Source organism: Flavobacterium sp. AC105, from assembly GCF_979258495.1.
On record NZ_OZ409860.1, the window covers coordinates 3,580,099 to 3,594,899 of the forward strand.

9 protein-coding genes are annotated in these 14,801 nt (G+C 33.9%); 7 read left to right on the plus strand and 2 right to left on the minus strand.

Annotated elements, in window-relative coordinates; all coding sequences use genetic code 11:
• Positions 1-133 precede the first annotated feature (133 nt).
• From ACZ0AH_RS14650 to ACZ0AH_RS14675, 6 genes are all read left to right on the plus strand, one after another.
• Positions 134-1,327 (plus strand): aspartate aminotransferase family protein, encoded by a 1,194-nt coding sequence (locus ACZ0AH_RS14650; RefSeq protein WP_463476537.1) that lies wholly within the window; start codon positions 134-136, stop codon positions 1,325-1,327.
• Between the two features lie 295 nt (positions 1,328-1,622).
• Complete coding sequence (locus tag ACZ0AH_RS14655; RefSeq protein ID WP_463476538.1) at positions 1,623-3,020, plus strand: tetratricopeptide repeat protein; 1,398 nt, start codon at positions 1,623-1,625, stop codon at positions 3,018-3,020.
• Positions 3,020-3,769 (plus strand): shikimate dehydrogenase family protein, encoded by a 750-nt coding sequence (locus tag ACZ0AH_RS14660; protein ID WP_463476539.1) that lies wholly within the window; start codon positions 3,020-3,022, stop codon positions 3,767-3,769. The genes ACZ0AH_RS14655 and ACZ0AH_RS14660 overlap by 1 nt, the downstream gene beginning before the upstream one ends.
• Positions 3,770-3,834: 65 nt before the next feature.
• Positions 3,835-4,584: a lipid A phosphoethanolamine transferase gene (locus tag ACZ0AH_RS14665; protein ID WP_463476540.1), complete on the plus strand. Its 750-nt coding sequence runs from the start codon at positions 3,835-3,837 to the stop codon at positions 4,582-4,584.
• A gap of 304 nt (positions 4,585-4,888) precedes the next feature.
• Positions 4,889-6,880 (plus strand): DUF349 domain-containing protein, encoded by a 1,992-nt coding sequence (locus ACZ0AH_RS14670; protein ID WP_463476541.1) that lies wholly within the window; start codon positions 4,889-4,891, stop codon positions 6,878-6,880.
• A gap of 588 nt (positions 6,881-7,468) precedes the next feature.
• Positions 7,469-7,888, plus strand: coding sequence for an OsmC family protein (locus tag ACZ0AH_RS14675; protein ID WP_463476542.1), 420 nt, complete (start codon positions 7,469-7,471; stop codon positions 7,886-7,888).
• Positions 7,889-7,952: 64 nt separating this feature from the next.
• Here the strand turns inward: ACZ0AH_RS14675 and ACZ0AH_RS14680 are convergent, their stop codons facing one another.
• Complete coding sequence (locus ACZ0AH_RS14680; RefSeq protein ID WP_463476543.1) at positions 7,953-9,224, minus strand: tetratricopeptide repeat protein; 1,272 nt, start codon at positions 9,222-9,224, stop codon at positions 7,953-7,955.
• Between the two features lie 49 nt (positions 9,225-9,273).
• Entirely contained in the window at positions 9,274-11,916 is a 2,643-nt protein-coding gene (gene gyrA, locus ACZ0AH_RS14685; protein WP_463476545.1) for a DNA gyrase subunit A, read from the minus strand.
• A 257-nt stretch (positions 11,917-12,173) separates the two neighbouring features.
• Between gyrA and ACZ0AH_RS14690 the strand changes: the two genes are divergently transcribed.
• Complete coding sequence (locus tag ACZ0AH_RS14690; protein ID WP_463476546.1) at positions 12,174-14,720, plus strand: ATP-dependent Clp protease ATP-binding subunit; 2,547 nt, start codon at positions 12,174-12,176, stop codon at positions 14,718-14,720.
• Positions 14,721-14,801: the final 81 nt, after the last annotated feature.

Here is a 14,801-nt window from a genome sequence, read left to right on the forward strand (position 1 = left end):
AAGCTTTGTGAACTTTGCGTATCCCGATAGCTATCGGGATTGGGAACTTTGCGCTAAAAATAAAACCGAAATTTTCAGTTCCAAAACCTGAACTATAAATCTTAGAAGCTTAGCAACTTAGAACCTCAAAAAAATGAATCCAGATTTTATAAAATATCAGGCACAAACCTCTCCTTATCCTTTAGGAATGGAAGTTTCGCATGCCATTGGCTCTTATATTTACGATACAAACGATAAAAAATATTTAGATTTTGTTGCCGGAGTTTCGGCTTGTACACTCGGACATCAACATCCAAGAGTAAATCAAGCGATTAAAGATCAGTTAGATAAATATTCGCATGTCATGGTTTATGGCGAATATTCGCAAAGTCCGGCCGTTCAATATTGCAAATTATTAGCTTCTCTCCTGCCGGAATCTTTAAATAAAACTTATTTGGTAAATTCAGGAACAGAAGCTATCGAAGGTGCTTTGAAATTAGCAAAAAGAACAACAGGCCGCAGTCAGCTTATTTCGTGTCATAATGCATATCATGGCAACACAATGGGTTCGATGAGTGTTATGGGTTTTGAAGAACGCAAACAAGCGTTTCGTCCTTTGCTTCCGGATGTTGATTTTATCACATTTAATAATGAAGCAGATTTACAAAAAATAACCACCAGAACAGCTGCCATACTTTTAGAAACCATTCAGGGTGGCGCAGGATTTATTCAACCTGAAAATAATTATCTGCAAAAAGTCCGTAAACGCTGCGATGAGGTTGGGGCAATGATGATTGTCGACGAGATTCAGCCTGGATTTGGCAGAACCGGAAAACTTTTCGGGTTTCAAAATTATGATGTTGTTCCCGATATTGTGGTTATGGGAAAAGGAATGGGCGGCGGAATGCCAGTGGGAGCTTTTACCGCTGCTGCTGAAAAAATGGACCTTTTGACCGAAAATCCAAAGTTAGGACATATAACCACTTTTGGTGGGCATCCTGTCATTGCGTCAGCTTGTTTAGCGACTTTGCAGGAATTAACTGAAACTAACCTGATGCAGGAAGCTTTAGACAAGGAAAAACTATTAAGATCGCTTTTGGTACATCCTTTGATAAAAGAAGTTAGAGGAAAAGGACTGATGCTGGCCGCGATGACCGAGACTGCCGAGATAACCAATCAGGTTATTTTAAACTGTCAGGACAAAGGGCTTATTTTATTCTGGCTGCTTTTTGAAGGCTGTGCGATACGAATAACACCACCATTAACCATTTCTGAAGAAGAGATAAAAGAAGGCTGTGCCATAATTTTAAGTGTTATGGATGAAATACTAAAACAAAGCAAAAATTAGAAACAAATTCAATTATATACTATCTTTGTCATTTTCAAAGAGATATCAATCTTAAAAAGCTTTAAAATAAGTTTGATAAAAATGTATGATGAAATATCCGGAGATAGATTCCGGGTTAAAAGTAAAATTTAAAATAATAATCAAAGTAATCTCCCTTTTAGGAGATTATAGCTAAAACAGAATCGAAATTCTGTCCATATTGTTAATTAAATTGTTCAAAACAATTAATTCTCTTTCCACTCACAAGAATATGGTTGCCTAAATTTATAACAGGCTAATTTCAAATAAAGACAGTATGCAATTAAGCAACGAAGAAGAAGATTATAACCTATCCCTATCCAAATTTGAGTCTATGTTAAAAACTAACAAAGTACTCTTTTTTGATTCTGAAGAATTTGAAGAAATTATTCTTCATTATTTAGATATAGGTAAGGCTAATTTAGCAAAAAAGGCCTTAAAACTTGCATTAGACCAGCACCCAAAATCTACGGGCTTAAAATTAGTACAAGTAGAAATGTTGGTTTATGATGACAAACTTGAAATCGCTGAAAAGCTTTTGAATGAGTTGTATGCAATTGAACCTAATAACGAGGAAATTTACATCCAGAAAGCCAATATTTGTTCTAAGAGAGACCAACACGAAAAAGCGGTAGAATTACTTAAAATTGCCTTGCAATATACAGATGACTACGCTGATGTGTACAACTTGATTGGAATGGAATATCTATTTATGGATAACCTTGAGATGGCAAAAGACAGTTTTATCAAATGTCTTGAAGAAGATTTAGAAGATCAATCTGCCTTATATAACGTGGTTTATTGTTTTGAATTTTTAGATCAAAACCAGGAAGCCATTGTTTATCTTAACGATTATATCAATAAAAACCCATACAGCGAAATCGCCTGGCATCAGCTTGGCCGTTTGCACTATGGCGTAAAAGAATATGAAAATGCTATTCGTGCCTTCGATTATGCAACCCTGATCGACGATGAGTTTTTAGGTGCTTTTATGGAAAAAGCGAAAGCTTATGAACGCCTGAAAAAATACAACGAAGCAATTGAGAGCTACAACCGCACCATCGAATTAGACGATGCAACTTCATACGCTTTATTGCGTATTGGAAAATGCTACGAAAAACTGGGAAACTCAGTAAAAGCTCTTCAATATTACAATCAAACTGTACATGAAGATCCGCTTTTAGACAAAGGTTGGATTGCGATTACCGATTTTCACGTTCGCCAGAAAAACTTTCAAAAAGCATTATTTTTTGTCAATAAAGCATTAGCAATCGACAATCAAAATCGTTTGTACTGGAAGCGTTATGCAACGATCAATAAACAAATGAACTTTTTTGAAGAAGCTGAATTTGGTTATAGAAAAGCAGTAGAATTTGGCGATTATGCCTTAGATACCTGGTTATTTTGGGTTGATATTCTTCAGTTTTTAGGCGAATTCGATAGTGCTATCCAGACATTATTGCAAGCTTCAGAATATTTTCCGGAAGAAAATGAAATCGAATATCGTTTGGCCGGATTATACTTTATGGTTCAGGACAATACAAAAGCTAAATTCCATTTAAGCAACGGATTACGTTTAAACTTTGATAATTACATTTTGATCGAAGATTTATTTCCGGTAGTCTGGACAAAGAAAACTGTTAGAAATTATATAGAAAAACATAGAAAACAATAATGATTGATATTTTAAGAAGGCGTTTTGGCTTATTGGGCCGTAATATTAGTTACTCTTTTTCTAAAGGATATTTTACTGAAAAATTTAGCGATGAAGTTTTTGCCGGCAACAGCTACGAAAATTTCGATATTGCTGAAATAAATCATTTGACAGGTTTGCTTAAAAACAATCCTGATTTAAAAGGTTTAAATGTTACAATTCCGTACAAAGAGCAAGTAATTCCTTTCTTAGATAAATTATCAAAAAAAGCAGCTTTAATTGGTGCTGTAAACACGATTAAATTTACCAAAAATGGAAAATTGAAAGGATACAACACCGATTATTATGGCTTTAAAAAATCATTAAAACCATTATTAGAGCCACATCATAAAAAAGCATTAATTCTGGGTACTGGCGGCGCATCAAAAGGTGTTGCTTTTGCACTTGAAGAACTTGATATTCCGTATACTTTTGTTTCAAGAGAAGCCAAAGAAAACATTATCGATTACAACTTAATAAATGCTACTACTTTTGATAATTTTCAAATTATAATCAATTGTACGCCAGTAGGAACAAGTCCAAATATTGAAGCTTGCCCAGACCTGCCATATGAGTTTTTCACAGAGAAACATATCGCCTACGATTTAATTTATAATCCGGCAGAAACCCAATTTTTAAAAAACGCTAAAGAAAAAGGCGCCGTGATAAAAAATGGATATGATATGCTTATTTTTCAAGCAGAAAAAGCGTGGAAAATCTGGAACAAATAAAATTCTTTGACAAGTAAATTCTGAATCTAATTTTCGTAACTTAGACTATTCATTAATAGCTAGTTATGAAAATAAAATTACTATTTTTTATACTAAATTTATTCTGCTGCTTCATTCAGGCTCAAGACACAATTAAGGCCGATAAAAATCCTTATACTGAGGCACGATATCATTATTACCTAAAAACGATTTTACTTTTTAATGAGTATTTAGATACTGACACCGGATCGTTTAACACGACCCAACTTCGGTTTTTGCATCCTATTGCCAATAAAGCCTGGAATCTTAGGGTCGATCTTCCTTTAATATCTACAAATACAAATTCAATAAACAAAACAGGCTTAGGCGATATAGGTGTTGGTATAAGTTATATTCCGTACTTAGAAGAAAAAAATGGAGGAATTGCTTTTCGTGCACGCGTCATATCAAATTCAGCTGTTGATCCTGCTCTTGGAACGGGAAAATGGGTCTTTGCTCCTGCCGTCTTTTATGGAAAATATTTAAAAAGAGAAAAACTGTTATGGATTTCTTCTTTAGAAAATCAAATTAGTTTTGCCGGCTCTGACAATCGAAACGATTTAAATATCACGGCCTTAGAGAATTATTTCATGTACATCATCGGAAAAAACTGGATCGCGGCTGATGCTGCTTTCAGATATAATGCCACGAATAAAGGATTCCCTAATAATGCATTCTTAGAATTTGGAAGACGAATTACAAAAAATGATATGGCTTATATTCATCCAAGTGTCGCTTTTGGAAATCATAAAACCTATAATTTTGGTATTGAAGTCGGAATGCTTATTTTGTTTTGATTCTTAATTTTCTATATCAAAATCTTATCCTGTAAATTTATTTGAATGTAATTAAATTGAAGAAAAAATAAATCTCTTACAATTGAAATACATATTCTCAGACATTTCTCTTAAAAGAGTATTTATTTCAAATTTGAATTTACTTCAAAAGAAATAACAAAAAAAGCGATATCATATTCCGAAATAACCATAAAAAATAAGAATTTCATCGTAAAATAGCGTATAAACAAACGATTTATTTTGTATTTAGAAACACCTTTACTATCTTTCGCTCTGATTAAAACAAAAACCTTATACATTTAAAATGTTAGAAGAAAAGAATGATAACCTGCAAGAAGCAGACGGAAAATTAGAAATCGAAATTAACGATTCTACACAGGAAAATGCAATTGAAACACCGGAGACAGAAACAGCTGCTGAAAATTTAACTTCAGAAACTGAAACTGAGGTAGAAAATACCGCTGAAACTGAAGAAACCGATCATCAAATTGCGTTAGATGCGATAACAAATTCGAACGCCGAAGAAAGTGAAGATGAAACCCTAAAAGAGCGTCATGACATTCCTATGCAGGATTATGACACTTTTACGCTGGATGCCCTTGTTGATGAATTGAAAAAATTGGTCAACGATGATAAAGCAATGACTGTAAAGGATCATATCGAAGAAATTAAAAAAGCGTTTTTATTACAATACAACCATCTTTTAGAGGAGAAAAAAGAAGAATTTAATGCTTCTAAAGAAGATCCGAACGAAGAATTCGAATATCATTCTCCATTAAAATCTAAATTTGATGAATATTATAATGTTTTTAGAGAGAAAAGAAATGCTCATTTTAAACATTTACAAACCAATCTAAAATCGAATTTAGATAATCGACTTGCTATAGTTGAGGAACTAAAAGAACTGATAAATCCGCAGGAAAACATAAAAGATACGCTTAAACATTTTAATGATTTAAGAGAAAGATGGAAAAATGCAGGAGCAATTCCAAAAGACAAATACAATCACGTTTGGAATAATTACCACTTTCATGTAGAGAATTTCTATGATTATCTGCACTTAGATCGTGAAGCAAGAGATTTAGATTTCAAATACAATTTAGAACAAAAGCAAAAAATAATTGCTCGTGTTGAAGAATTGGTAAATGAAACTGATATCAGCAAAGCATTTCGTGAATTACAAGATTTACATAGAATCTGGAAAGAAGATATTGGACCTGTTTCTAAAGAACACCGTGATGTGATCTGGAATAAATTTAGTGAACTGACTAAAAAAATTCATGACAAAAGAGAAGTTTTATTCGAAAGCCAAAGAGCAAACGAGCAGGCTAATCTTGAAGCTAAAAAAGAAATCATTGCTAAAATAGAAGTCTTAGGTACTGAAAAAGTTAATTCTCACTCACAATGGCTGGTTCAGATCCAGAAAGTAGAAGCGCTTAGAAATGAGTTTTTCGCTGCCGGAAAAGTCCCATCAGATGTAAACGAAGAAACATGGGCTGCATTTAAAACTGCTGTTAGAAACTTTAATTCTTTTAAAAATTCATTTTATAAAGACATTAAAAAAGATCAGAACGACAATTTAAACAAAAAAATGGCTCTTGTTGCAAAAGCAAAAGAGTTACAAGAAAGCACAGATTTTGGTGCTACAACTCCTGTAATGAAGCAAATTCAGGAAGAATGGAAACAAATTGGTCACGTTCCTAAAAAATATTCGGATAAAATCTGGAAAGAATTTAAAGATGCCTGTAACCATTATTTTGATAAGTTAAAAGAACATAAATCTGAAGAAAATGGCGATGAGGTTGCTGCTTTTGATAACAAAAAAGCATATCTGGACATTTTGAGAGCTTACCAATTGACCGGTGATCACAAAACGGATCTTGATGCTATAAAACAACATATTGAAACCTGGAAAGGTTTTGGAAAAGTGCCTTTTTCAAGACGCCATATCGAAGGAAAATTCAATAAAATTTTAGATGCTCTTTTTGAAAAATTAAGTTTGAGCAAAAAAGAAACCGAAATGATGCGTTTCTCTAACCGAATTGATTCTTTATCAGAAAGTAATGACACTCGTAAATTAGATAACGAAAAGATTTTCTTAATGCGCAAAATTGAGGAAGTTCAAAACGAAATATTCCAATTAGAGAATAATATTCAGTTTTTTACGAATACAAAAAATGCTAAAAAAGAGAATTCAATTGTTCTTGAAGTCCGTAAAAACATTGCAATACACAAGGAAAGTCTTGAAGTTTGGAAAGACAAATTGAAACAATTACGTAATTTAGGCCAGGAATAAACTTAAGTTATATAAAATAATTAAAGGAGTAATGATATTTTCATTGCTCCTTTTTTGTTTAAGTTCATTTTACCGCAAAGCACGCAAAGTTTTTTAGTTTGAAGTTTTTATAACACTAAGTTCGCAAAGCTTTGTGTTGATGCAGATCTTTTTCAAAGTTTTAAAATCCGATCAAGATCTGTAGACAATTGTTGACAGACGATCTTGTCATGCCGAGGAACGAGGGATCTTCGCAAGAAGCCCGGTAAGCAAAATCGCCAATCTTTGTGGAGCTAAAAACGGAGATCCCTCGTTCCTCGGCATGACAAGATTGTCAATTATAGTTGCCACAAAGAACAAAGCTTTGCGAACTTTGTGTTTTCTAACCTTAATACAAATAAAACCTTAGCGCACTTTGCTTTAAAATTAATATTTCTAATAGCAACGGGCTTCGACTCCGCTAAGCCTGAGAAACCTTGAAATTTTAAACCTCAAACAAAAGAATATCAATGTGAAACTTAACATTCTATTTAAATTCCATAAAACTATTCTGTAAATTATTGATTATATTTGAGTATCAAAAGATTATAAACCTTAATATTTTATAAAATGAAATTTACAAGAAAAGCAAATGCCAACTGGCAAGGAACCGGTATGGAAGGAAAAGGAACTATTAGTACACAAAGTACAACATTAGATAAAGCTCAATTATCATTTAAAACCAGATTTGCAGACGGAGTTGGAACAAATCCGGAAGAACTTGTTGCTGCAGCACATTCGGGTTGTTTTACGATGCAATTAAGTTTTTTATTAAACGAAGCAGGTTTTACTGCTGAAGATTTAAATACAGAAGCAACCGTTACTTTTGAAGACGGAACAATTACTTTAATTCATTTGGATTTAAAAGGAAAAGTTCCTTCAATCTCTGCAGAAGAATTTGAGAAAACTGCGGCAAAAGCTAAAGAAATCTGTCCGATTTCTAAACTTTTAAACACAACAATTACATTATCAGCTACTTTGGTGAGCTAATAAATTTCAGGCATAAAAAAAATCCCGCTTTAGGCGGGATTTTTTTATATAAATCAAAGAATGATTAGTTCATGGTAGCTTTTAACGCTTTTGCTTCTGCAGTCATTTCAAGTGCTTTGTAAACACCTAATAATGTTTTAGCAACATCTTCGTTTTTAGGATCTAATTCATTCGCTTTTTTAAGGTAAGGAATCACTCCTTTAAAAACGCTTTCTCTTTGTGCTTTCAATACATCGTAACGTTTCATATCTTTTGCAGAAGTACCCAATTTATTCATTTCATCAATGATTGGTTTCTCTGCTTCTAATTTTAACGCTGCAAGATTAAGGTAAGCATTTGTATAGTTTGGATTGATTTCAATCGCTTTCAAATAATATTTTTCAGCATCAGCAGGATTTTTAGCATTAGCGCTAATTACTCCTAGGTTGAAGATTAAATCAGCATTATTTGGATCTTTTTCCAAAGCTTCACCTACTAATTTTTTATAAGTGTCAAAATCTTTAGTTTCGAGATACAAATTAGCCTCAGAAAGAATTAAAGATGTATCATCCGGATTCGTTTTTCTTGCGTCAGCGATTGCTTTTTTAGCATCTTCTGTACGTCCTTTTTGCATTAGGATTAAAGCTAAGTTTTTGTAGATTTCACCTCTTTTAGAAGGAATAGCTTCTGTTTTAGGTTTTTCGTGAGTTCCTAATTTTACAGCTAAATCTCTTTCGCTTGCAGTATTAAAACCATCTTCGCTACCTGATGCTTTGTTTAAAGCGGTGTAAGAAGTTCCTTTTCCTGAGTAATTTAATTTTTTTAATTCTTCATACATTGGCAACGCAGCATCGTAATCCTGAGAGTTTACTGCTGTAGAAGCTGCATAGTATAAATTGATAGTATCTTTTTTATCTAATAAATAAGCATCATACAATTTTTTTGCTCCATCTGCGTGTTTACCTGATTGTGTATCAGCAATTGCCGAGTTAATCAATTTTCCTTTAATTTCAGTAATTGAAGCTGCTGCCTGAGTTGAATATTTAAGTTTTCCAGACGCTTTTTCAACATCAATTAACTTTTTATAGCTTTCAGCTGCAAGAGATAAGTTTTTACTTTCTTCTACTTTTTTGTTTGCTAAATCTAAGAAAGCATTTCCTTGTACAAAATAGTATTGAGCCTGTTCAACATCTTTGGCATTTACTACCAAATTTTCTGCATCTTTTAATATTGTAATTGCTCCTTGAGCATCTCCGCTTTTTAAAGCTTTTTCAGCGCTTTTAATCTGATCTTTTTGAGCAAAAGTAGCTACTGAAATCAATAAAGCTGACGCTAGTATTACATACTTACTTTTCATAATATTCAATTTGTGTATTTAATTTTAATTATTCCTGTGTTAAATTTTACTATTCTTCAGATTCTTCTTCTTCAGAATCATCTTCATCTTCAATTACTTCGTCAGAATCATCATCTTCGTCTTCTTCGACAGTACCATCATCTTCAAGAACTTCTAAATCCGGTTTAACTCTTTCGATAACCGATTCGATAACATTTCCGTCTTCGTCAACTACAACTTCTGCAACGTCATCTTTCATAACTTTTGTAACAGCAGCAATAGAATCCTTACCTTTTAGGTTAATTAAACGAACACCTTGCGTTGCACGACCCATTACACGTAAATCTTCAATAGCCATTCTAATTGTTAATCCGGATTTGTTGATAATCATTAAATCATCAGCATCTGTTACAGCATTAATCGAAATAAGTTTTCCTGTTTTCTCCGTGATATTAAGTGTTTTTACACCTTTTCCTCCACGGTTTGTAATTCTGTATACATCTTCACCATCGTCGTCAACTAATTTAGTACGTTTACCGTATCCGTTTTCAGTTACAACTAAAATTTGCGAATCGTTTACATTTTCTTTGTCAACAGTAACCATACCAATTACTTCATCAGTATCATCTTTTAAGGTAATTCCGCGAACTCCTGAAGCCGTTCTTCCCATCGGACGTGTTTTGGTTTCTTCAAAACGAACCAATTTACCAGACTTCACAGCAAGGATAATTTGACTTTCTCCGTTGGTTAATTTTGCTTCAAGTAATTCATCACCTTCTTTAATCGTAATGGCAGCAACACCATTTACTCTTGGTTTAGAATATTTCTCAAGAGAAGTTTTCTTAACCTGACCTTGTTTTGTTACCATTACAAGGTTATGACTGTTGATATAATCTTTGTCTTTTAAATCTTGTGTACAAATGAAAGCTTTTACTTTATCATCGCTTTCAATGTTTACTAAGTTCTGAATTGCTCTACCTTTTGCGGTTTTACTTCCTTCCGGAATTTCGTAAACACGCATCCAGAAACATTTTCCTTTTTGGGTAAAGAACATCATATATTGGTGATTGGTCGCAACAAACATATGTTCAAGGAAATCCTGATCTCTTGTTCCGGCACTTTTTTGTCCAACTCCACCTCTATTTTGAGTTTTGTATTCGGTTAAGTTTGTACGTTTGATATAACCAGCGTGCGAAATTGTAATAACCACATTTTCATCGGCAATTAAATCTTCGATACTTACATCCCCACCAGAATATTCAATTTGAGAACGACGCGCATCTCCGTATTTCTCACGGATTTCTTCCAGTTCTTCTTTGATTAAGTTCGTTCTTAAATCAACATCTGCTAATAAAGCTTTCAAATGCTCAATTAACTTCATTAATTCGTCATATTCAGCTCTTAACTTATCTTGTTCCAGACCTGTTAACTGACGCAAACGCATTTCTACAATTGCACGCGCCTGAATATCAGATAAATTAAATCTTTCAATTAATTTCTCACGAGCTTCTTCTGTGTTTTTAGAACCTCTGATTAAGGCAATTACTTCATCAATATTATCAGAAGCAATAATTAAACCTTCTAAAATATGTGCTCTTTCTTCTGCTTTACGCAATTCAAAACGAGTTCTTCTAACTACAACATCATGACGGTGCTCAATAAAATAGTGAATCATATCTTTTAGATTCAACATTTGTGGGCGTCCTTTTACAAGTGCAATATTATTTACACTAAAAGAGGATTGTAATGAAGTGAACTTATATAAGGTATTCAAAACTACGTTTGGTGTAGCATCACGTTTCAGGATATAAACGATACGCATACCGTTTCTGTCAGATTCGTCACGAATATTCGCAATACCTTCAATTTTTTTATCGTTAACCAAATCAGCCGTACGTTTGATCATTTCGGCTTTGTTAACCTGATATGGAATTTCGGTAACAATAATACATTCTCTTCCGTCAACTTCTTCAAAACCAACTTTTGCACGCATTACAATACGTCCTCTTCCGGTTTTAAAAGCTTCACGAACTCCTTCATAACCATATATTATACCGCCTGTTGGAAAATCAGGAGCTTTAATATAGGTCATTAATTCGTCTATTTCAATATCATTATTATCAAGGTACGCTAAAGTACCGTTGATAACTTCTGTTAAATTGTGTGGAGGCATATTTGTAGCCATACCTACAGCGATTCCTGTTGCTCCATTAATCAATAAAGTAGGAACTCTGGTTGGCATTACTTTTGGCTCATATAAGGTATCGTCAAAGTTCAATTGAAAATCAACTGTTTCTTTTTCGATGTCTGCCATAATATCTTCAGAGATTTTACGCATTCTGGCCTCAGTATAACGCATTGCTGCCGGACTGTCACCATCAACAGATCCAAAGTTACCCTGACCGTCCACTAATAAATATCGCATACTCCATTCCTGAGCCATACGTACCATTGCATCATAAACAGAGGTATCTCCGTGTGGGTGATACTTACCAAGAACCTCCCCTACGATTCTCGCAGATTTTTTGTGGGCAGATCTTGAGGTTACTCCTAAATCATACATTCCGTAAAGAACTCTTCGATGCACTGGTTTCAAGCCATCTCTAACATCAGGAAGTGCACGCGATACGATTACTGACATCGAATAATCGATGTAAGCTGATTTCATTTCATCTTCTATGTTAATAGGAATTAACTTTTCTCCTTCAGACATAAGTTGTTATATTAAATAATTATATTAGTTTCAAAGCGTGCCAAGATACGTTTTTTTGAAATTTTTTCACCTATTTACTTACACTTATTTCAATGATTTATTAACAACTTTATTTGATCTTTTAGTTAATAAATTAAGCGTATTTTAACGCTTTTATTGTTATTTTTTTTGTCTCTTAGCTGTCAGGAGTTCCTTAAGGGTATGGTTTTTGTTTTTCAAACACTAATTCACTAAATTTACAATACCAATTATATATTATGGATGATAATTTTTCACCAAGAGTAAAAGATGTTATTACATACAGTAAAGAGGAAGCCTTACGCTTAGGCCACGACTTTATTGGTACTGAACATCTCATGCTAGGCATTTTAAGGGATGGAAACGGAAAAGCTATTCATATTCTTAATAACCTTGCAGTCGATCTAGATCATTTACGCAGGAAGGTAGAAATACTGAGTCCCGCCAATCAAAGCGTTGAAGTAAATGCTGAAAAGAAAAATCTTCATCTTACCCGACAGGCAGAAAGAGCCCTGAAGACAACATTTCTTGAAGCTAAAGTATTTCAAAGCTCGTCGATTAGCACGGCGCACTTGCTTTTATGCATCTTACGAAACGAAAACGATCCAACAACCAAGCTGTTGAATAAACTAAAAATAGATTATGACATAGCTAAAGAACAATATTTAAATATGACTCCAAACGAAGAAGAATTCTTAGAAAACTTGCCAAGAAACGAATCGTATAATGACGATTCAGGACAAGATGACAGTCTTAAAGAAAGTAGTTTTAACAATCCAGCCAATAAGTCAAACAAAAAATCAAAGACTCCGGTTTTAGATAATTTTGGGAGAGATTTAACAGAAATGGCCGAAGAAGGAAAACTAGATCCGGTAGTAGGACGCGAAAAAGAAATTGAACGTGTTTCGCAAATCCTAAGCCGTAGAAAAAAGAACAACCCGCTACTTATTGGAGAGCCCGGAGTTGGTAAGTCTGCTATTGCAGAAGGACTTGCACTTCGCATTATCCAAAAGAAAGTATCCCGTATTCTTTTCCACAAACGTGTCGTAACGCTTGATCTGGCTAGTTTAGTAGCCGGAACAAAATACCGCGGTCAGTTTGAAGAAAGAATGAAAGCCGTAATGAACGAGCTTGAAAAAAATGATGATATTATTCTTTTTATTGATGAAATTCACACTATTGTAGGCGCTGGCGGAGCAACAGGTTCTCTTGATGCTTCAAACATGTTCAAACCTGCTTTAGCAAGAGGCGAAATCCAATGTATTGGTGCTACAACTCTTGACGAATACAGACAATATATTGAGAAAGACGGAGCTCTTGAAAGACGTTTCCAGAAAGTAATTGTTGAACCAACTTCTGTTGAAGAAACAATTGCAATCTTAAATAACGTAAAAGACAAATACGAAGATCACCACAATGTAACCTATACGCAGGAAGCAATTGAAGCTTGTGTTAAATTAACAAACAGATATATGTCTGAGCGTTTCTTACCGGACAAAGCTATCGATGCTCTTGACGAAGCAGGATCTCGCGTACACATTACTAATATTGATGTTCCTAAACAAATTCTTGATTTAGAACGTCAGTTAGAAGAAGTTCGCGAAAACAAAAATATGGTAGTCAAAAAACAAAAATATGAAGAGGCTGCCAAACTTCGTGACGATGAAAAACGTATCGAAAAAGATCTTGCAATTGCACAAGAACAATGGGAAGAAGATTCTAAAAACAACAGAATTGAAGTTACAGAAGATAATGTAGCCGACGTTGTTTCGATGATGACCGGAATTCCTGTAAACAGAATTGCTCAAACAGAAAGTAACAAACTGGCTAAATTACCTGAATTAATTCAGAACAAAGTAATTGGCCAAAACGAAGCAGTTTTAAAAATTGCCCGTTCTATTCAACGTAACAGAGCCGGACTTAAGGATCCAAACAAACCAATTGGTTCGTTTATTTTCTTAGGTCAGACAGGAGTTGGTAAAACACAATTAGCGAAAGTTTTAGCAAAAGAATTATTCGATTCTGAAGATGCGTTAATCCGTATCGACATGAGCGAATACATGGAGAAATTTGCCATTTCTCGTTTAGTTGGAGCGCCTCCGGGATATGTAGGATATGAAGAAGGTGGTCAATTGACTGAAAAAGTGCGTAGAAAACCATATTGTGTTGTCCTTTTGGATGAGATCGAAAAAGCGCATCCGGATGTATTTAATATGATGCTACAGGTTCTTGACGATGGTTATTTGACAGATAGTTTAGGTCGCAAAATCGACTTTAAAAACACTATCATTATTATGACATCAAATGTTGGAGCACGTCAATTAAAAGATTTTGGACAAGGTGTAGGATTTGGAACTGCTGCAAAAGTGGCTCAAGCCGATGAAAACTCAAAAAGCATTATCGAAAATGCATTGAAAAAAACCTTTGCTCCTGAATTCTTAAACAGAATTGATGATGTAATCGTATTCAACGCATTAGAAAAAGGTGATATTGATTTGATTATCGAAATCGAACTTGCAAAACTTTATTCACGTATTGCAGATTTAGGATACAAATTAAACCTTACTGATAAAGCAAAAGCATTTATTGCTGAAAAAGGCTTTGACAGACAATTTGGAGCAAGACCTCTAAAAAGAGCGATCCAGAAATATGTTGAAGATTTATTGGCAGAAGAAATCATAACTTCGAAAATACATTCAGGTGATGAAATCTTAATGGATCTTAAAGATGACTCTCAGGAACTTTCAGTAGAAATACATAAAGCCGAAGAGCCGACTAATCAATAAATTAGTTTAAATTTATAACAAAATTAAAATACCCGTTACGTTTTCATAACATAACGGGTATTTTTTTTATATAATTTACTA

Bases quoted from the DNA above. Each gene is read 5' to 3' on its own strand.
- ACZ0AH_RS14650 (WP_463476537.1), top strand. From the start codon at position 134: ATGAATCCAGATTTTATAAAATATCAGGCACAAACCTCTCCTTATCCT.
- ACZ0AH_RS14655 (WP_463476538.1), top strand. From the start codon at position 1,623: ATGCAATTAAGCAACGAAGAAGAAGATTATAACCTATCCCTATCCAAA.
- ACZ0AH_RS14660 (WP_463476539.1), top strand. From the start codon at position 3,020: ATGATTGATATTTTAAGAAGGCGTTTTGGCTTATTGGGCCGTAATATT.
- ACZ0AH_RS14665 (WP_463476540.1), top strand. From the start codon at position 3,835: ATGAAAATAAAATTACTATTTTTTATACTAAATTTATTCTGCTGCTTC.
- ACZ0AH_RS14670 (WP_463476541.1), top strand. From the start codon at position 4,889: ATGTTAGAAGAAAAGAATGATAACCTGCAAGAAGCAGACGGAAAATTA.
- ACZ0AH_RS14675 (WP_463476542.1), top strand. From the start codon at position 7,469: ATGAAATTTACAAGAAAAGCAAATGCCAACTGGCAAGGAACCGGTATG.
- ACZ0AH_RS14680 (WP_463476543.1), bottom strand. From the start codon at position 9,224: ATGAAAAGTAAGTATGTAATACTAGCGTCAGCTTTATTGATTTCAGTA.
- gyrA (WP_463476545.1), bottom strand. From the start codon at position 11,916: ATGTCTGAAGGAGAAAAGTTAATTCCTATTAACATAGAAGATGAAATG.
- ACZ0AH_RS14690 (WP_463476546.1), top strand. From the start codon at position 12,174: ATGGATGATAATTTTTCACCAAGAGTAAAAGATGTTATTACATACAGT.